Here is a 19,195-nt window from a genome sequence, read left to right as displayed (position 1 = left end):
CTAATCCCCCAAAAAAAGCTCTTTTCGAAAACCTCTTTCCCAAAGCCCCCTTGAGCTGCGATGCTCTGAATCTTTTTAAACGATCCTGATCTTTCAAAAAGATGCTTGCAGGCGAAGAGAGAAATTCAGTGAAGGACGCCTTTGAACTCGGAAAGCTGAAAGCTTTCCGAGTGAGACAGCGTCCTGAACGAATTTCTCTCGCAGCCTATCCTTTCTTCTACGAACAGGATCTTAAACTTCTTTACAGACGCCCTCTCAAGGCGTTCTCCCCTCCGTTTTCAAAAAGCAGCTTCCGACCTTAACCGCAATAATGAGGAGTCCTTTTCCCGCTCATCCTGTTACAATAAACTCAGAAGTCATCGCTCAACCGGAAAGGAGACGCACGAATGAACACGACCATCGGAACGATCCGGCTGTCCTTTGAAGAGATGTGGGAGCGCATTATGGCCTGCGATGCGAGATACGACGGACTCTTTTTCACAGCCGTCAAAACGACCCGCATCTATTGCCGCCCGTCCTGCCGATCCCGCAAGCCGAAAAAGCAAAACGTGGAGTTCTATGTCCGTTTGAACGAAGCGGAAGCTGCCGGATATCGCCCGTGCAAAAGATGCCAACCGGAATTCGAGCATTCGCCGTGGAACGAATTCGTGCTCAAGGCCCGCTCCTTTATCGTGGAACATTACCGGGAAAATTTGCTGCTTAAGGATATTGCGGATCACGTCAAACTCAGCACCTATTATCTCGAACGGCTGTTCAAGCAGGAAACGAACGAGACGCCGCGCATGGTTTTGGAAAAAGTCCGCGTAGACCGCGCCGCACACTTGCTGCGATGCAGCGACAAATCCAATCTGGATATCTGTTACGAGTCGGGCTTCCATACCCCATCGAATTTTTATAAAGCTTTTAAACGACATCACGGCTGCTCGCCCGGCGAATACCGCGAGCAAGGGGCGCCGATCGTGCGCGAAGCCGCCCGACGCAAAATTCCGCGGCAGCCGACGTCGGCGGTACAGCGGCAATCGACGCAATCTTCTGCTGCCGAATGACTCTACCTTCAAGCCAACTACGTGGACGCTGATCCTCTGAAAACAGATTTTAGTTAACACGAAAGGAGGTCGCTATGACGATGACCCCACCTGACTATCTTTCCGCAGAACGCGAGCGCTCCCTATCGCCGCCGCTGCTCCTTCGCATTTCCGAACCTTTCAGTTGGAGTGAATGTCTGGCTTATCTGGGTCGATCCGACGTTGAAATCATGCACCGGATCGAAGGGGAACGAGTGTATAAACCTGTGGAACTCGGCGGAATTCCCGTATTGTTGGAGCTGGGTTATTCAGCCGATTCGGCCTCTATTCAGATTGGCTTTCCACAAGGAGAAGCCACATCCGAAATACGTTCCGCCGCGGCAAGTTACGTGCGGGAATGGTTCGGTCTGGACGACGACCTGCTTCCGTTCTATGCACTGGCCGAGCAAGACCCCATCCTCCACCCGGTCGTGTCTGCCCACGCGGGGTTGCGACTCATCGGGATTCCGGAATTGTTCGAAGCGCTGGTCTGGTCGATCACGGGTCAGCAGATCAGCTTGGGCTTTGCCTACACGATGAAGAAGCGGCTGGTCGAAACATACGGCGAACCGCTTGCGAATACAGACTTGGACGTCGCTTTTTCGGAGAATAAACCCTTCTTTCTTTTCCCTCAGCCCGCACGAATTGCCGCGCTGTCGCCGGACGACCTGAAGCCGCTTCAATTCTCGGGACGCAAAGCGGAATACATCATCGGAATCGCGCAGCTGTTCGAGCAAGGCAAGTTGGACAAAAAAACGCTGCGGCATATGAAAACGGCTGAAGCACGCGAGACGCTGCTTGCGATTCGCGGCATCGGTGCCTGGACAGCCGATTATGTAGGGTTAAAATGCCTGCGGCACCCGACCGCTTTTCCCGTCGGCGATGCCGGATTGCAGCAGGCGTTGAAGCGCGGTCTTCAGCTTGATCGCAAGCCGCTTCTATCCGAAATGACCGAGGCTTCCGCAAGCTGGCACGGGTGGGAAGCGTACGCAACCTTTTACCTGTGGCATTCGCTGCTGGCTCCGCCACGGCAATCTTCGATTTCGACTTAACAGGAGGAATTTCACCATGAATACCCCATCGATCCCGCACCCCGCCTTGTCGACGGTATCGCCGAAAACTTGCGCGATCTACCGACTGCTCTATCCGTCTCCATTGGGCGAACTGATCATCGAAGGAACGAACGAGGCTGTGTTATCCATCTTGTTCAGCGACACGGCAATGCCCGAAGGCTGGCCTGCGGTCAATCCGTTCCCCGACGCCTTTGCATACGAGAACGATCAGAACGTTTCAGAATCGGATATTCCCGAAGCTCTGAGGATTTGCCGTCGCCAGCTTGTCGAATATTTCAGCGGCGAGCGGCGCAGCTTCGACTTTCCTTACGCCTTTTACGGAACGGCTTTTCAACGGTCCGTGTGGACCGAGCTCGCCGCTGTCCCTTACGCCGCTTCAAGCTCGTATAAAGATCTGGCGATTGCCGTGGGCAGCGAGCGGGCTGTCCGAGCAGTCGGTTCGGCTAACGGCCGCAACAAGCTCAGCATCGTACTGCCTTGTCACCGCATCATCGGTTCCGGCGGAAAGCTGACCGGATATGCGGGCGGACTTTGGCGCAAAGAATGGCTGTTGCGGCACGAAGCGCGTTTTGCCGAGTAAGTGTCTTGTTTCGAATCCAATCTCCAGCCTGTCAGCCGCGGTTCGCGATGCTGACGGGCTTTTTGCTGCTTATTTTTTAGCGTTGACAGTCCGGATGACATAGGCTATATTTCATTTATTAAAAGGGTTTTAAAAAGTGTTCGAGAATATGATGAAGCTTCGGCTTCTGCATAGGAGGCGTTATATCCCCTTATGATTCCCTCTTCTTTCAATTCGGCTCAGGTCAAGCAACTTAATGTCGAGATCATCAAACAGGCTCTGAAAGCGACCGGATCAGCTACCAAAGCTTCGCTTGCCGCAATGACGAATTTGAGCATCGCCACCTGCGGGACCATTTTGAACGAATTGACCGCCGGCGGCGAAGTATTCGAGCATGACGCGGAACCTTCCGGCGGCGGGCGACCTGCCAAACTGTACCGGTTCAACGCCGATTACGCGAGGGTGCTGTGCGTGATCGTCCGATCCAAAAACGGTATCGATTCTTTGCAAACCGCGGTCGCCAATCTGGCGGGAGAACATTCCGACGAAGAAAGCTTCATCGTCGAGGACGTGCTGGATGATGATTTCTTGTCGGATTGGATCGGCAACAAGCTGCAAACGCTCGACGGCGTTCGCGCGATCGGCATCGGCATTCCCGGCGTCGCTCACGAAGGCGTCATCGGAATCTGCGATACGAAAGGTCTTGCGGGCAAGTCATTAGGACCGAGACTGCAAGCCGAATACGGCCTCGACACGACGATCGGCAACGATATGAATCTGACCGTCTACGGAATGTACCGCCAGCAGCAGTTCGAGGAAGAACGTCCTTTTGCCGTCGTGACTTTTCCGCGCGGGCATTTTCCCGGAGCAGGCTTCATTTCGGGCGGACGGATCTTGAACGGGTATACCGATTTCGGCGGCGAAGTCTCCTATCTGCCGTTTGCCGGACTGACACGCGAAGAACAAATAACGAAGCTTCGGACGCCGGACGGATTCTTGGCGATTGCCGTTCAGACGCTCACCTCGATCATCGCCATTTTCAACCCGGCATCGATTGCGGTTACAGGCGATGCGGTCGACCTTTCGCTGGAAGCCGCGCTTCGAGCCGGGTGTCTGCGCACGATTCCGGAGCAGCATATGCCGGAGCTGATTGTGCAAGCCGATACTCGCCTTGAATACATGTCCGGCCTGACTGCCTCGACGCTCGAAAGCCTGACTTATCGCCTTCAACGGAATGACAAGCTTTAACGACTTTATTTTACGTCCCGGAAAGGAATTACTCTCGCATGAAAAAACGCCTCGGCGGTATCGACCGCATCTATATGTGGCAATTGATCACGATTTTCCTCGGCTTTATCGTATTCGGCTTTTCGGAAAATATCAAAGGGCCCGCGATTCCGCGTATCCAGTTCGACTTTAACCTGAACGAAGGCCAATTAGGCACGTTGTTGTCGCTGAACGCGCTCGGCTACCTCATCGCCTGTTCGTTCACCGCCATACTCGTCCGCAAATGGGGCATTAAATCCGTCAGCATAATCGCGTTCGGCTCGATGGTTTTATCCGGCGTGCTTATCGCGTTATCGCAAAGCTACGGCGTGTTCTCCTCTTCCTACTTCCTGATGTACATCGGCAACGGAATGCTGGAGATCGCGCTGGCGATTCTCGGCGCGCGGATCTTCGTGAAAAACACGGGCATGATGATGAATCTGTCCCACTTCTTCTATGGCTTCAGCTCGACCGTCGCTCCGCTGATCGCTACGGGTCTGATGTCCGTGACGATCTTCGGCTGGACGCTCGATTGGCGCGGAATGTATCTGATTATGCTGTCGCTGTGCGTGCTGCCGATTCTGACCGCGCTCAAAAGCCGTTTTCCCGGCGACGATATCGCGCACGAAGACCGACTGCCGTTCAAAAAGCTGATGCAGGATCCGGCGATCTGGCTCATGGTTCTGATCCTGTCGTTCGGCGTCGTGTCCGAGCTTGCCGTCGGCGGCTGGCTGGTCAACTTTTTGGAGAAAGCGTACGGCTGGACGACCGTGTCCGCTTCCGGTCTGCTATCGGCGTTCTTCCTCTGCTTCGCGTTGGCTCGTCTGCTGCTGGGCGCGTTGACGGATCGGATCGGGTTCACGTTGTCGCTCATTATTTTCGCTGCGGCTTCCGCGATTTGTACGTTCGGCGCGATCTTGGGCGGCGAGAAATTCGCATTCTTGTTCGCGGCAGCGGGGATCGGGATCGCGATGATCTATCCGACGGTGATGGCGTTTATCGCCCGGCGTTATCCGCACGGCAGCGATACGGCGATTACGTTCACCGTCACCTTGATGGGCGTGGGGAGCGTAATCGGGAACTATATCATCGGGGCGGTTATTGAAGGGGTAAAAAGCGCTTTCGGCGCGGACTCCTCCGTCGGACTGCTGCGCGGACTTCAAGCGGGGTACGGGTTTATCGGGTTGTGCGCCGCGCTCAGCGCCGTTTGCGGGGTCGTGCTGTATCGGTATTTGAAAAACAGAAAAGAGCTGATCTGACGATCAGCTTTAGGATGTCGAGAAAGTTACGTGTGCGGGGGAAGCGAGAAGACTGCGAGAGAAATTGCCAGCGTATGCTTCCGAAGTGCATTTCTTCGAAATGCTTCACAAAACGCTGTCTCACTCGGAAAGATGGATTGGAATTTTTATAAGGAATTTTCCGAGTTCAAAGGCATTTTTCACTGAATTTCTCTCTCCGTCTTCTCGCTTCCGGTTACGTTTGATTTTCTCGACACGAAGAAGCTGATCGTCAGATCAGCTTCTTTTTTTCGCTTATATGAAGAGGGGGAGGTTTTAGATGTTCAGTCAGAATGACTGCGTATGCGAATAATCAAATTCACTTTGATTCTCGTATACTTGCGCCTACGTCTGCGGCTACTTGCCAAGCGGCTCCGTCGATGTTTGCCAGTACGTGCACGCGAAGTCCGGAATCGGCGTATACGCGAGAGACCATCGATACGCCGGGGTCGAAGCCCATGATATAGCGGCAGCGTACGTGTTTGCCGTTCATTCCGATCCATATGCCGTAACCGTACGCCGTATTTTCGTCTTCCGTAATCTGCGGCGACAGCAGTTTTTGCGTCAACGATTCCGACAATAATTGATAACCGAGCAGCGCATTCCAGAACTTATCGAGATCGCCTGCCGTCGTGAAAGCTCCGCCATCCGGTCCGCCGACGACGGGCAGCGAGAAGATGTTCGTTTTCCAACCGTCTTCGCTATCGATATAGCCCAGTGCCGTTCGCTCCGGTAGTCGGTCCATACGGAAGTAACCGGAATCGGTCATGCCGCAGCTTTTGAAAATGTGCGTCTCCACGTAATCCCGAAACTTTAGCCCCGATACGTTTTCCACGATCAACCCAAGCAGAATATAGCCGGAATTGTTATAGGCAAACCGTTCGCCCGGCGCAAATTTCATCGATTGTTCCGCAAACAAAGGCAGAAAATGCGACACTTCGGTCATTCCGTACGTCGGCCGCTCGCGCCACAGTTCCTCGAAATCGTCCATGACTTCTTCGTCGAAATAATCCGGTACGCCCGAGCTGTGCGTTAGCAGATGATGTACGGTGATGCTTGGATCGAATTTCGGAAAAGAAACGTCGCTGCATTCGCTCAGTTTCGTATCGAACGCAAGCTTCCCCTGCTCGACCAGTTGACAGATCGCTACCGCCGTAAAAATTTTGCAGCCTGACGCGATGCCGAAGCGGGTAGTTGCGCGATTGGCAACCTGTTCACTCCGATTGGCATGCCCGTACGCGGCTTCTGTGGAGGGATCTTCCATGCCGCTGACTTTGATTACGCCGGAAAACAGTACGTCATATTCTTCGTTCTCGTTGTATGCACGAACGGCTTGCTCGATATTTTCGCTCGTCGAATTCATTGGTATACTCCCTCGCTTTCCGTAAAAAACCGTCCGTCCTGTCCGTCAGCCCAACCCATATCTACATTTTACGGAACCGAAGACGAGAAAAATGAACACTTCTTGCGGCATGCCCAAGTATCGCGACAATCCATTGAGCCTACGTCTAGCAGCAGAGATAATAGAGATAGGAGGCGAGCGAGATTAACACACTGAACTTTTCTAACAATATCATCAGCCTGGACCGACAAACGGAGGCGGACATGCTGGATGTTTTGCGAATACTGACGAAGCATCGACTGCCTGCACGGCGGATTGAACGGCTTGAGCCGTGTTTGGAAGATTTGTTTACGGAGATGGTACGCGAATGAGACAATTGACCGCTTCCGACACAACTGCTGTTCAAGCGTCAAGCCTTATAGGCCGAGGAAAAGGTGGATATGCACCTCCGCGGCTTTTTTTCGACTAAACGCGCTTGGGCAGTAACGGTTCGGTCGTATCTTGCAGACCCGTAAGGCCGAGCACCGTCAGTAAAATCTTTTGCACGCCGAGATAGGCATCCGTCGGATCGTAATACTCGTTCAGCGTATGCGCTCCGCCGAAATCTCCGCCGCCTCCAAGCGTGACTGCCGGAATGCCGAGGTGGATCGGGATGTTGGAATCCGTGCTGCTTGCGCCTTCAAGTATCGGACGGAAACCCATGACAAGACCCGCAGCGGCAGCTGTCTGCACGATCTCGCTATCCGGCGATTGCGAACCGGCCGGACGATCGCCGACGCGCTCCAGCTTAACCGTGATGGCTCCTTCCCTTCTCCAACGCCGATTTTCCGTCTCCGCCGCTTCGCGAACCAAGGTGAGCACTTTCGTTTCGAGGCTTTCCAGCTCGGCTTGCGAAGTTGAACGCATATCAATGACGGCTTCTGCCGTTTCCGCGATCGTATTGACAGAAGTGCCGCCGCCGATCAAACCCACATTGAACGTCGTTTTCGGATCGCGAGGAACTTCGAGATCCGCAATTTTGGCGATCGCGCGGCCCAACGCATGAATCGGGCTCGGCGTGCCGAAGTTGCCGAAGCTGTGCCCGCCCGGGCCTTGGAAGGTAATCTTGTAACGCTTGCTTCCCGCTCCCAGATAAGTAATCCGATCCGGCGTGCCCGGCTCGATCGAGATAAAGCCGTCGATGTCGCTGCGATTGGCGAATAACGTTTTGACCCCGCGCAGATCGCCGAGCCCTTCTTCGCCGACGGTCGCCCCGATGATCAGGTCGCCGACCGTTTGCAGCTTGGCTTCGTTTAATGCACGCACAATCGTGAGCACGGATGCGAGTCCGCGACCGTCGTCGGAAATGCCCGGCGCATAGACCCGGCTGCCTTCGCGGCGCGCTTTGACATGGGTTCCGCGCGGAAAGACAGTATCAAGATGCGCGCAAATAACCAACTTGGGGCCATTCCCGCTTCCCCGTCGGATGCCGAATACATTGCCTGCTTGGTCGGTCTTCACTTCTTCGATGCCCAGTTCAACCAATTTTCTGGCGAACAGCTTGCCTTTTTCCGCTTCTTCGAAGGTCGGCGCTTCAACCTCGGTCAGTTCGATCTGTTCCTCGGTCGTATGATCGTTGTCGGCTTTGAGAAAATCGAAAGCACGACGGACGGCATCATGATGATTCAGCGTGTCGAGCGTCTGCGTAACTTGTTCGGAGATCGCTGTTTTTTGAGAACCGGGCATGGGGAGTTCCTCCTCGTTGAGTGTGTGTATGGTGTGCGCGCCGGGTGGCGCTGCGGACGAACGGGGCTGCAATCGCCGTTGAATTTGGATTTCTCTGATCGGAATAGGTGCCCGTGGTAGAAATCCAAATTCAAATGCGAGCGCTTCGCTTTTCCGTCTCCGTTCATCCTCCGCTTGGGCCGAGCTAGGTGGGGGTCAGGGAAAAATTAGAATGAGCGAATCAGCTTTTTTTCATCTTATATTCGGGTGCATAAAAATGCAAAATGACATACTGGGTCAGTTTCGGTTTGCTACGCTCCAATTGCACATCAAATCCGATACAGGCATGAACTTCTTTCGTGCAGTTCGGCATTTTTGACTCTTTTTTGGCGTGCATCCTCACCAAAAAGTGCATGCTGTTCACTACGAAGCTTTATCTTTGTAATCGATTGTACCGAACTCGCGATTCGCTGGCAAAAGGAGGGACTTCCCCAACCGGAGCATCTGATCGCGATCGGACGGCCTCTGCTGCGCAATCCGTTCTGGATCGCGGAAGCGGCACGCGATTTAAGAGCGGAGTTGGATGCTCCGCGTGTCTATCGAACCTATTGGAAACATCGGTAAGTAAAAAAGCACAGGCTGCCCGGCGTACTTGCGCAGGGAGATCTGTGCTTTCGTTTACGGATGAAATTGTGCGTATAACCGATCATATTTCCGGTTTTTTTCATACAAATTAACGAAGCCCAGGATGACGCTGAACGCGACCAGCATCGCCGCAATGGCGATTCGAGCGCCTAACGCCATTCCGTTTACCAACCCCGCGAAGTCAGTTCCGTTCACGACAACCTGCCCGAAAATCACAATCAGAAGCAGCAAAACCAAGGACTTCAACGCTTCGGTCAAGACGACCAGCAGCTTCGGCCAAGACTTTTTCCGTGCCCAACTTTTGAAAAAACGCTCTTCGTTTTTCTTGTCATTGATCAATAAAAAGCCGACCCGGATTCCGATCAAAGCGATAACCGTATAATAAATCGCCGGATATCCGATTTCGACGCGCAAAGGAATAAAAATCAAAATGGCCAATGCGCTAAAAGCCAGTACCGCGCGAGTCGTTTTATTGTATTCCATCTTTTCGCTCCCCCTTCCCGCCCATGCATTAATTTCCATGTTAGCATAGGCCAAAGCGCGAAAAAACCCGTAATTCTCCCAATATGGCCAACGGTTAGGCTTACGCCAAGCCTGGCGCTTGTTTTCCCGAAACGTTTTCACTTATAATAAACCATTAAAAAAGGAAAAAAGAGGTGGGTATTCATGACCAACGAACTTCTCGACGCGCTCAAATTGCTCAAACAAAAACAATGGATCGACCTGACCCATACCTTCGGACCGGACTCTCCGCATTTTGCCGCGTTCGCGCCTGCCGAGTTCGAAACGCTGTTCGATCACGAAGACGGATTTTTCGCGCAGCGCTTCAGTTTTGCCGGACAGTACGGAACGCATCTGGACGCCCCGATTCATTTTGTGCGCGATACACGTTATCTGGATGAACTGGACTTGAAAGAACTTGTGCTGCCGCTGGTCGTGATCGACAAGTCCGAGGAAGCTGCCGCCGATGCCGATTACTCATTGAGTGTGCAGGATATCGAAGAGTTCGAAACGAAGCAGGGAACGATCGAAGCCGGCAGCTTCGTCGCGCTGCGCACCGACTGGAGCAAACGCTGGCCCAGTCAGGAACAGTTCGAAAACAAAGATGCGGACGGGAACAATCATGCTCCCGGCTGGTCGCTCGAAGCACTGAAATTTCTTTTTCGTGAACGCAAGATCGCGGCTGTCGGTCATGAGACGTTCGATACCGATTCCGCGGCCGATTATACGAAAAACGGTGCGCTGATCGGCGAATATTATGTACTGGAGCAGGACGCGTATCAAGTGGAACTGTTAACAAACCTGCATCTGCTTCCGCCGAAAGGCGCCGTGATCTTCAATATCGTGCCCAAAGCGGAAAAAGCGTCGGGATTCCCGGTACGCTCGTTCGCGATCCTGCCTTAAAACTTCGTCGTTTATAATCAAAAAGCAGCTGCATCCCTTAAAAGGAGCCGCTGCTTTTGTTCTGTCCTGTCCAAAGCCTATTCTCCCGTATCAACGCACAATCCCCATCATAAAACCGTCGTATCCTTTGATGCCTACCGTCTGCAAAGCTGTCGATTCGATCCGCTGATCTCCTTCCAACCGTTCGAAAAACTCGCGAATCCCCTGCACCCTCGCATCCGCGCTCGATTCCTCAATAACTTCGCCGCCACGCACCACATTGTCCGCCAAGATCACCGTTCCCGGCTTCGACAATCGAAGCGCCGCTTCCAGATAGGCCGGGTTGCTGGGCTTATCCGCGTCGATGAAAATAAAATCAAAAGCTTCCGTACCTTCGTCCTCCAACCGCGCCAGCTGCATGCGTGCATCCCCCACCCGAATCTCGACCTGTTCGTCAGGAATCGCCGCATGGCGCAGGTTGGTCCGAGCCACTTCCGCATGCCTAGGGTCCAGTTCAAGTGTCGTCAGCTTGCCTTCTTGCGGTAAAGCTCTTGCGATCCAAATCGCGCTATATCCGCCCAGCGTCCCGATCTCCAGCACACGCTTTGCGCGACTCATCCGAATAAGCAGATGCAGCAGTTTGCCTTGAAGCGGAGAAACATCGTAGTTTGGCAGCCCGGCGACTTCATTGGCAGATAAAGCTTCTTCCAGCGCAGCGTCAGGCATGAGCAGCTTTCGCTCCAGATAACGATCCACTTTGGCCCAGGTGTGCGAGCGGTCTTGCGATTGTACGTTTCTATTCATCAAAATCACGTTCCTTTCAAGAATGAATGGTTGTTGCACCCTTATTGTAGACGGAGAAAAGAAATAAATATAATATATCTTTATCCACAAACCATATACAAAATGTATTAATTAACGATCTGCTATTGGACAAAATAGAGAAAGGAGCTTCCATGAATCTGCATGCGCTGCGTTTGTTTTACCAAACAGCTTCCCTGGGGAGCGTCACCCGAGCCTCGGAAAAGTTAAGCATCAGCCAACCTGCCATCACCGCGCAGATCAAAAAGTTCGAGCAGGAGTTATCGCTAGTATTGCTGCGGCGCGAAGGCAGAGGCATTGCGCTTACCGAAGCCGGGCAAGAAGTGTATCGGCTTGCGCATCGACTCTTCGCGGCCGAACGCCGGATCGAACAATTCGCCGAGCAGTATAAGCATGGCGCGGTCGGCAGCGTAGCGATTGCGGCAACCTATCTGCCTGCTCATTTTCTGCTGCCCGGCTGGATCGCGGCATTCAAGCAGCGCTATGAGCAGGCGGAGTTGTCGATTACGACCACTCATTCAGGCGGCGCACTACGGCGGCTGCTGGATCTGCAAGCGGACATCGCTCTATACGGCGGATCGCCTGAACAGTATTCGGACGAGATCGAAGCCGAAGAGTTGTTTCGCGACGAACTATGGTTTGTCGTAGCGCCTGCACATCCTTATGCAAACCGTAGCGTCTCGCTGACCGACATGATGCGCGAGCCGTTCGTCATGCGCGCCGAAGGCAGCTCGACGCGTGAACGGCTGTTCGCGCTGTGCCGCACGCACGGTCTGCCCGCGCCTCGCGTAGCTTTACAGTTCAGCGGCCTGCATGAAGCGACCCGTGCTGTCATTGCAGGGTACGGCGCCAACTTCGTTTCTTCTCTTGTTGTTCGCGACGACGTGGAGCGAGGCTGGCTATGCCGCGTTCATGTCGAAGGTTTTTCGCTGGAGAACGTCATTGCGATCTGCACGCGGCGAGATGAAGCTTTATCGCCGGCAGCGGCCAATCTGCTGCAAGTAATCCGCGAAGTGAACAGAATCAAGCATGACGAATAGCGAGTTCGAGACCGTCGAGCAGATCTTGCAAGCGCGCGGAATCGAGATCGATCCGGAGACGGCGCTGCAAGAACGGGACTGGTAGATTCCGCATCGGTGCGAATGCCGCGCTGGTCCCGGGACTATCGCGGCATTCGCAATGCGCTTGGTTCGGGGTATAATACAGATTGGGACCACCGCCGAAAGGAGGTGAATTCCTTATGAATACGATTCATATGCTGGTCGGCATTCCCGGCAGCGGCAAAAGCGTCTATGCTCGTCAGCTGGAAAAAGCGACGCGGGGCGTCATCGTCTCGACGGACGGAATCCGGCTGCGGTTGTTCGGCGGCGAATCCAAGCAAAAAAATACGTACATCATCTTCGACGAAGCTTTTCGGGAAATCGGGCAAGCTTTGGCGGACGGACGCGACGTGATTTTCGACGCGACGAACGTGGATCGGGCTCGGCGCGCGAAGTTTCTGAAACGTTTCTCCGATACGCCTGTAGAGTGCCATTTCTTCGATACGTCGTACGAGACGGCGCAGCGACGCATCTCTTCGCGCAAACGCAAACTGGACGACAAGATTTTGACGAAATACGCCAAAAATCTTCAATTCCCGCTTCTTGGCGAAGGATTTACGGCCGTGCATCTGGTGCATGAGAGCGAAGATGAAGTGTCGGACCGCTCGAAACCTACGCTGCACCGCGGCGAGATCGAAGATCTGCTGGCTCGGCAAGCGAGTCACGACGAGCTGTTCGCGCAATTGTCCCGCCATCCCCTTTTCGCGCAGATGCCCGGGTACGACCAGGGCAATCCGCATCACAGCCGCACGCTGTCTCTTCATACGTACGCCGTGCTGGAATACGTGAACGCTTTTTACGAAGAAGAAGACAAGCTTGCGATGCAATGGACGGCGCTGCTGCACGATATCGGCAAGCCTTTCTGCAAAGTGTGGAAAGAAAACCGGGGCTACTATTCGTATTTCGGTCATGAACATGTCTCGGCGTCTATCGCTTGCAATCTGTTGAAAAGCTTGGGTTACGACGACAAGTTCGTGCTGGACGTGGCGAGCCGGACGGAGATGCACATGGAGATCATGCACGGCGGAGACGCGGGCGCGTCCAACGTGTACCATCTGCTGGGCGGAGATTTGCTTGCGAAGATGTACTTTTTTGCGGAAGCCGACACTTACGGAAAATGAGCATAACGAAACCGATCGATTCATGAAAGAGTTCAAGAGGTGATTCCATGAAAATCAAATACCCGAAAACGATGCACCTGCCCTGGTCCAGAAGCTATACGGACGACGACAAGATTTTACGGGACACGGCGCATTTTATCGGAAAAGAAGTGGTCGTGACGGAAAAAATGGACGGGGAAAACACCACGATGTACCCGGACCATATCCATGCAAGGTCGCTCGACAGCAAAGACCACGTTTCTCGGCATTACGTCAAAACGCTGCACGGAGGCATTCGGTATCTGATTCCGGAAGGCTGGCGGTTATGCGGGGAAAACGTGTATGCGAAGCATTCGATCAAGTACGAGGCTTTGCCGGGGTACTTCATGCTGTTCTCGGTGTGGGACGGCCGCAATGTCTGCCTGTCTTGGGACGAAACGGAACGTTTGGCACGCGAGCTGCACATTCCCACGGTTCCGGTGTTGTATCGGGGCATTTGGGATGAGAAAGCGATCAAAGACTGCTACACGCGCGAATCGAAATACGGCGGCGAACAGGAAGGTTATGTCGTCCGGTTAGCCGATGCTTTCGCCTATGACGACTTTAAGAAAAGCTTGGCTAAATTCGTGCGTAAAAACCATGTCCAAACGGAGGATCATTGGCTCAGCCAACCGGTAGAACCGAATGAACTTTCGTAACCGACGCAAATAAGCCGCAGCCGGAAAACAGGCTCGCGCGACCTCATCAAGCGATGAAATTGAATGAACAAACGAAAGGAGAGAGTCCGATGTAATACGAAATGCAAGATCTATCGCGAAAACGACTGAATAACGGATACCCGCCGTCTTCTCAAGCTTCGACTTCTATTCTCCCTCTCTTCCGAATTTTTAATCTCCTGCTTTACATCACGCGAATACGGTTCGCCCCTGCAAGTCCCCGAAGCTCCAACTGCAACCGATCTTTCTGATCTTCCGGCACTTCCATCTCTACCCCGTAGTAATGGCGATTGTTCTCTTCTTTATTCCAACGCAAATGGCCTTCGAAATGCATCGGATCTTCATTCAGCACGAAATCCAGAGCCACGCGAATTCGATTTTTTCCTACAGGAATCTCAAGCGGCAGCGATACTAAGCAGCCTGATCGACTGATGTCATGCATTTGCGCGGATATGGGCTTGCGCGGAGCAGGCGTGAAGTTCAGGCTTACGATATACAGTTCGAATGTGATCGGTTCATCCAGTACATAGCGAAACGGCGACTTCCTTCGATTTCCGGCCATAGCGCACCTCCATTTTATCCCAAGTGTGTTTGTACTATTCATCGGTTGCCGCGAATCGAAAATGAAGAGAAAAGAAAAAAGAACGCCTATTGTTGGCGCTCCAATCTCTGCTTCAATCTTTCGTAACGCTCCTCGCTTCCGGCATGAAAAACCGTCCCCATCAAAAAAGACACAATGACCAAGATCAATGCCAAAATACCGATCGTATCCAAAGGCTGTTCAACCAGCATTTGCAGCAGATTCGCACCTTCCGTCAGATAAACGGCAACGGCAAGAATCATCAATCCGATGAATAAATAAGCGCATGCCCGCATGCTTTCCGATAAACTGCCTTTCCAAAACCCCGGAGGTCCGTTTTCCTCGCGTTTACGAACAAAACGTTCGTTGCTCGTTTCTTCGCCGCGTATTCTCACCAGAGAAATAATCAGCCCGATCACGTTGCCGGCAATCATAATTCCCAGTATATCTTTTGGAACGGGTGCCAGAATGATAAAAAACGCCAATGAAAATAAGGAAGCACCGATCGTCCAAAACATCTCGCGCTTTTGTTCGATTCTCATTTGATTCCCCCCTTATATTTCCATGATATCATACTGAAACTTGTAAAAAAACCCTGCTTTCCCTTTTTTGAATCAGGGAAAACAGAGTCTTGGGTTGAACATGCAAACGCATGGTACCGGGTGTTATTCGGTCGATTCCTAACAACGGCTCTTCGTCTGCTCCCGATACTCCGACGGCGTACTCCCGATCTTCTTCCTGAACACCTGCGAGAAGTGCCGCACGTCCGGGTAACCGACCCGCTCCGCAATGTCGCCGACTTTCAGCTCCGATTCGCCCAACATCTCCATCGCGCGGTCCAAACGAAGCTGCGTAATATACTCCTTGAACCCCTGTCCGGTTTTCTGCTTGAACAGCTGGCTGAAGTAGGCCGGATTGAGGTACACGACGGAGGCTACCTTTTCCAGCGACAATTCGGCGCCGTAGCGGGCTTTTATGTACTGAAGCGCCACTTCGACAGCCTGCTCTCCTCCGCTGGCGTAATGATCGTAAACCTGATATTCCGACGATTCGCGCATGCGCTGCACCTCCTCGGGCACCCGGGACGGATCTTCGATTCGGCTCGATACCAGCAATTGAAACGGTTTTTTGAGATAACGCTTGAGACAGCTCCGCAATTCCTCGTTCAATCCGGCCATGCTCCCGCGTTCAAGTTTGACCAACCCGAGCAGGCTTTTGGCGTCAATGCTTGCGACAAACCCCCGGCCGAAAGACGCGATTAGCTCGTTCATCACGTTTTCGACGATAAAGTGCTCCAGCTTCGTATCCGTATCGCTCTCCACATGCACCATCAACAGATGAAAGTCCGGGTAGGATTCGGTAAACGAAGCCAGATCGATTCCTCCGAGATCAAGTCCCGATGCCCATCGGGCAAAGACGGCTTCGCGCAGAAAACGCAGGTTTTGTTTGAGCAGCAAACTTTCTTTGGCCCGCACGTTGCGTTCGGCAATCTCCTCGCCCATTTTCTTAACGAGTTCGACCAGAATGTCTTTGCCGATCGGCTTGAGCAGGTAATCCCTGGCTCCGAGTCGAACCGCCTTTTTGGCGTATTCGAATTCGGAGTATGCGGAAATGACGACCCATTTGGCATCGGGGTGCAAAGTTCGGGACACTTCCATCAATTCGAGTCCGTTCATGCCGGGCATCAGCACGTCAGTGAGCACTAAGTCGATCAGCTCATTCTTCAGACGCTGCACCGCCTCGGTCGGCCCCTCGGCGAGAACCACCCGATGCTGCGGAAACGCTCGCTCAATCGTACGCTGAATTCCGTTGCGAATAATCGGTTCGTCGTCCACGACGAGTATATTCACGCAAAGTCCTCCTCCTCGGGAATCGGAAAGGTGACTCTCACCTTGGTCCCGGTTCCCGGTATGCTGCGGATCGTAAGTCCGTAAGTATCGCCGTACGTCAAGCGGATGCGGCGCTGCACGTTAAGCAATCCGATGCCGATCCGTCCGCCTTCGACGTGCCTGGCCGCCGCGGGCGGATAATCGAGCAAAATTTCCAAGCGGCGAAGCGTGACCGCGTCCATGCCGGCCCCGTTGTCCTCGACCACGATATGCAGGTTTTCCTCGTCCGCTTCGGAGTAAATCCGCAGCGTCCCGCCTTCCCGCAAAGGCTCCAATCCGTATTTGACCGCATTTTCCACAATAGGCTGCAGGATCATCTTCGGTACGGGTGCATCCAGCCAGCGCTCCTCGACGTCGATTTGCGTCAGCACGCGTCGCCCGAGCCGGGTCTCGATGATCGTCAGATACGACTTCAACTGCTCCAGCTCGAGCCGCAGGCGTACGCGTGCTCCTTCCTCCCAGTCGCTGCTGTAACGGAACATTTTGGACAATGCCAAAATCACGCCTTCAAGACGGTCGTCTTCGCGTTCGTCCAACATCCAGTAGATCATATCGAGCGTGTTGAACAGGAAGTGCGGATTGATCTGCGATTGCAGCGCCTGCAATTGCGCGTTTTTCTCGCTGATCGACGCCTGCTTGATGTCTTCGACCAACCCGTCCATCTCGCGCACCATTCGGTTGAACGAGCCGACCAGCACATTGATTTCCTGGTAGGACTGGATATGCACCTGGCCTTTGAAATTGCCGGTCTCGACCTGCTTCATTTGCTGGACAAGGCGCTTGAACGGCAGGGAAAACGAACGGGAAACGATCGTCGACAGAATCGTCGCCGCTATAATAAGAGCCACGATAACGGTGAGCAAAAATTGCTGCGTCTCTCGCAGCTCCAGCTTCAGGTCGCTTTGCGGAGAGGCGCGCAGAATCGTCCAACCGTTCTTCTCGACCTGCGCGGCGGTCAGCAGCCAATCGCCCCCTTCGTAGGAACGAATCTTGCCGGACTGAAGCAAACCGGGCCAGCCGGGCGGAACGGATCGCCATGCCTCATCTTCCGTTCCGGTGCGGATGATATCGTTGCTGGCTCCGTCCAAAATAGCGACTTGGGTGTTTTGCCCGACGCTCGCGTTGGACACGGCCGACGTGATGGCATCCGCTTCGACTTCGATCAGCACGTAGCCGACCGACTTCAAATTTTCCAGTTCGAACACCTGGCGCCCGAACGCGAAAACCGGCCGGGCCGACCAACCGCTCATCAGCGATTCGGGATAGACGCCGAGCCAGCGGATATCGCCTTCCGAACGCCGGAGTTCGGCAAACCACGGTTTGTCGGGATAGGTCTGGATCGAAGCTCCCGTGGAACGCACGAAGCTGTACACTTTGCCTTGGTCCGCCAAAATATGAATGCCGACGATATCGCTGCGGGAATAGAAAATGGCGCCCAGAATATCGGTGATCCGCCGCTCGGCCTGAATTTGCGCGCTTGATCCCGCGGCCGGGTACGGCTGCCGCAGCAAACGCATCAATTCCCCATTGCTGCCCAGTGTCTTGGTAACGCTATCATAGCCGTCGAGCAGCTGCTCGAACAACGCGACCGTCTGGGACATGTTTTTTTCGGCCAGGGTTCCCACCTGCTCCCGAACCTGCTCGGTCGCCCGTTGATAGTAGACCAGGCTGACGATCAGCAGAAGACCGAGCAGGCTGAACAGGAACACGGGAAACAGCCGGCCGTAAATCGTGTTTAGGCGTTTCGTTAAGCGTCTCATAGACTCATCTTAACCCTTAACGGCACCCGCCACCATGCCTTTGGTAATTTTTTCTGCGAGCAGGAAGTACACCAGAATAACCGGCAGCGCGGCGAGTACAAGGAAGGCTCCGATCGCGCCGTAATTGACCGAATACTGACTGACGAAGCTGTATACGCCGAACGGCAGCGTCTTGAGCTTTTCGGACGAAATGAACGTCGCGGCCAGGATGTATTCGTTCCAGACGTTGATGAAAGTCAGGATACATACGGTCATCATCGGCGGGATCGACACGGGCAGGATCACGCTGCGGAAAATGCGGAACGGACCGGCTCCGTCCATGATTGCGGACTCCTCGATCTCGTGCGGAATACTGCGCAGGAATCCGCTGAGGATGAAGACCGCGATCGGCATCTGGAACGCCATGTAAGGCAGAATCAGCGCCAGATGCGTATTGAGGATATGCAGGTTTTTGAAAATGATCATCAGCGGCAGCAGCGTGCCCTGCATCGGAATCATCATGCCGAGCAGGAACAGCAGCATGACGAGTTGGCCGTACTTCCAGCGGAAGCGGGCAATCGCGAAAGCGGCCAACGACGAAAGCAAGATCACGCCCGCCATCGTGGTTGCCGTGACGAACAAGCTGTTCCCGAGGTAGCGCAGATAGTTCCCGCCTTCGACGGCTCCTTGATAATTGCTCCACTGCCATTGGGCCGGCAGAGCGAAAAAGCTGCCCGACAAAATTTCCTCATTCGTTTTGAGCGAGTAAATCAGCAGCCATACCAACGGATACAGCTGCGTGAGCAGCAAAAGACCGAAGAACACGAAAGCGATAGCCGTCTTGAACGAAAATCTGCGGCCCAAAATTTTGAGCGCGGGCTTCGAACCCGCGGAACTTGCGAACTGGCTCATGGGCGGAGCCCCCTTTCCTTATAT

The 19,195-nt window shown here is 53.7% G+C and carries 18 protein-coding genes; 9 read left to right on the top strand and 9 right to left on the bottom strand.

The features are described 5' to 3' along the window. Positions 1-386: 386 nt before the first annotated feature. The 5 genes from HRQ63_RS13910 (at position 387) to HRQ63_RS13890 (ending at position 5,221) form a co-directional block, all read left to right on the top strand. A complete protein-coding gene (locus tag HRQ63_RS13910; protein WP_172244690.1) occupies positions 387-1,046 on the top strand; it encodes a bifunctional transcriptional activator/DNA repair enzyme AdaA in 660 nt (219 codons plus the stop codon). Positions 1,047-1,126: 80 nt separating this feature from the next. Beyond that, on the top strand, positions 1,127-2,116 hold the full coding sequence (locus HRQ63_RS13905) for a DNA-3-methyladenine glycosylase 2 (protein ID WP_172244688.1): 990 nt from the start codon (positions 1,127-1,129) through the stop codon (positions 2,114-2,116). 16 nt (positions 2,117-2,132) lie between these two features. Further along, on the top strand, positions 2,133-2,717 hold the full coding sequence (locus HRQ63_RS13900) for a methylated-DNA--[protein]-cysteine S-methyltransferase (RefSeq protein WP_172244686.1): 585 nt from the start codon (positions 2,133-2,135) through the stop codon (positions 2,715-2,717). A 192-nt stretch (positions 2,718-2,909) separates the two neighbouring features. Then, on the top strand, positions 2,910-3,944 hold the full coding sequence (locus tag HRQ63_RS13895; RefSeq protein WP_172244684.1) for an ROK family protein: 1,035 nt from the start codon (positions 2,910-2,912) through the stop codon (positions 3,942-3,944). Between the two features lie 38 nt (positions 3,945-3,982). Then, on the top strand, positions 3,983-5,221 hold the full coding sequence (locus tag HRQ63_RS13890; RefSeq protein ID WP_172244682.1) for an MFS transporter: 1,239 nt from the start codon (positions 3,983-3,985) through the stop codon (positions 5,219-5,221). Between the two features lie 337 nt (positions 5,222-5,558). Here the strand turns inward: HRQ63_RS13890 and HRQ63_RS13885 are convergent, their stop codons facing one another. The 3 genes from HRQ63_RS13885 to HRQ63_RS13875 form a co-directional block, all read right to left on the bottom strand. After that, complete coding sequence (locus HRQ63_RS13885; protein WP_172244680.1) at positions 5,559-6,602, bottom strand: serine hydrolase domain-containing protein; 1,044 nt, start codon at positions 6,600-6,602, stop codon at positions 5,559-5,561. Positions 6,603-7,046: 444 nt separating this feature from the next. Beyond that, positions 7,047-8,306, bottom strand: coding sequence for a M20/M25/M40 family metallo-hydrolase (locus tag HRQ63_RS13880; protein ID WP_172244678.1), 1,260 nt, complete (start codon positions 8,304-8,306; stop codon positions 7,047-7,049). A 657-nt stretch (positions 8,307-8,963) separates the two neighbouring features. After that, on the bottom strand, positions 8,964-9,413 hold the full coding sequence (locus HRQ63_RS13875) for a hypothetical protein (RefSeq protein ID WP_172244676.1): 450 nt from the start codon (positions 9,411-9,413) through the stop codon (positions 8,964-8,966). Positions 9,414-9,596: 183 nt separating this feature from the next. Here HRQ63_RS13875 and HRQ63_RS13870 point away from each other — a divergent pair, with 183 nt between their 5' ends. Continuing rightward, positions 9,597-10,334 (top strand): cyclase family protein, encoded by a 738-nt coding sequence (locus HRQ63_RS13870; protein WP_172244674.1) that lies wholly within the window; start codon positions 9,597-9,599, stop codon positions 10,332-10,334. A gap of 90 nt (positions 10,335-10,424) precedes the next feature. Here HRQ63_RS13870 and HRQ63_RS13865 read toward each other — a convergent pair whose 3' ends face one another. Further along, complete coding sequence (locus tag HRQ63_RS13865) at positions 10,425-11,117, bottom strand: O-methyltransferase (RefSeq protein ID WP_172244672.1); 693 nt, start codon at positions 11,115-11,117, stop codon at positions 10,425-10,427. 152 nt (positions 11,118-11,269) lie between these two features. Here HRQ63_RS13865 and HRQ63_RS13860 point away from each other — a divergent pair, with 152 nt between their 5' ends. The 3 genes from HRQ63_RS13860 (at position 11,270) to HRQ63_RS13850 (ending at position 14,033) form a co-directional block, all read left to right on the top strand. Beyond that, on the top strand, positions 11,270-12,175 hold the full coding sequence (locus HRQ63_RS13860) for a LysR family transcriptional regulator (RefSeq protein ID WP_172244670.1): 906 nt from the start codon (positions 11,270-11,272) through the stop codon (positions 12,173-12,175). Between the two features lie 200 nt (positions 12,176-12,375). Continuing rightward, positions 12,376-13,356 (top strand): AAA family ATPase, encoded by a 981-nt coding sequence (locus HRQ63_RS13855; protein ID WP_172244668.1) that lies wholly within the window; start codon positions 12,376-12,378, stop codon positions 13,354-13,356. Between the two features lie 47 nt (positions 13,357-13,403). Beyond that, on the top strand, positions 13,404-14,033 hold the full coding sequence (locus HRQ63_RS13850; protein ID WP_172244666.1) for an RNA ligase family protein: 630 nt from the start codon (positions 13,404-13,406) through the stop codon (positions 14,031-14,033). A gap of 202 nt (positions 14,034-14,235) precedes the next feature. Here the strand turns inward: HRQ63_RS13850 and HRQ63_RS13845 are convergent, their stop codons facing one another. The 5 genes from HRQ63_RS13845 to HRQ63_RS13825 all read right to left on the bottom strand — a co-directional run bounded on the left by HRQ63_RS13845 (position 14,236) and on the right by HRQ63_RS13825 (position 19,171). After that, complete coding sequence (locus tag HRQ63_RS13845) at positions 14,236-14,613, bottom strand: PilZ domain-containing protein (RefSeq protein WP_172244664.1); 378 nt, start codon at positions 14,611-14,613, stop codon at positions 14,236-14,238. An 86-nt stretch (positions 14,614-14,699) separates the two neighbouring features. Then, complete coding sequence (locus HRQ63_RS13840) at positions 14,700-15,173, bottom strand: hypothetical protein (RefSeq protein ID WP_172244662.1); 474 nt, start codon at positions 15,171-15,173, stop codon at positions 14,700-14,702. 138 nt (positions 15,174-15,311) lie between these two features. After that, the gene (locus HRQ63_RS13835) at positions 15,312-16,481 is read right to left on the bottom strand and encodes a response regulator transcription factor (protein ID WP_172244660.1); all 1,170 of its coding nucleotides are present in this window, start codon (positions 16,479-16,481) and stop codon (positions 15,312-15,314) included. Beyond that, positions 16,478-18,280, bottom strand: a complete 1,803-nt coding sequence (locus HRQ63_RS13830) for a sensor histidine kinase (RefSeq protein ID WP_172244658.1) — start codon at positions 18,278-18,280, stop codon at positions 16,478-16,480. Before HRQ63_RS13830 ends, HRQ63_RS13835 begins: the two co-directional genes overlap by 4 nt. A 9-nt stretch (positions 18,281-18,289) precedes the next feature. After that, positions 18,290-19,171 carry a carbohydrate ABC transporter permease gene (locus tag HRQ63_RS13825; protein ID WP_172244656.1) on the bottom strand — a complete coding sequence of 294 codons (882 nt, stop codon included), beginning with the start codon at positions 19,169-19,171 and terminating at the stop codon, positions 18,290-18,292. Between the last annotated feature and the right edge of the window lie 24 nt (positions 19,172-19,195).

The organism is Saccharibacillus endophyticus (assembly GCF_013185185.1).
Lineage (GTDB): Bacteria > Bacillota > Bacilli > Paenibacillales > Paenibacillaceae > Saccharibacillus > Saccharibacillus endophyticus.
This window is presented reverse-complemented; position numbering and strand designations above follow the sequence as displayed.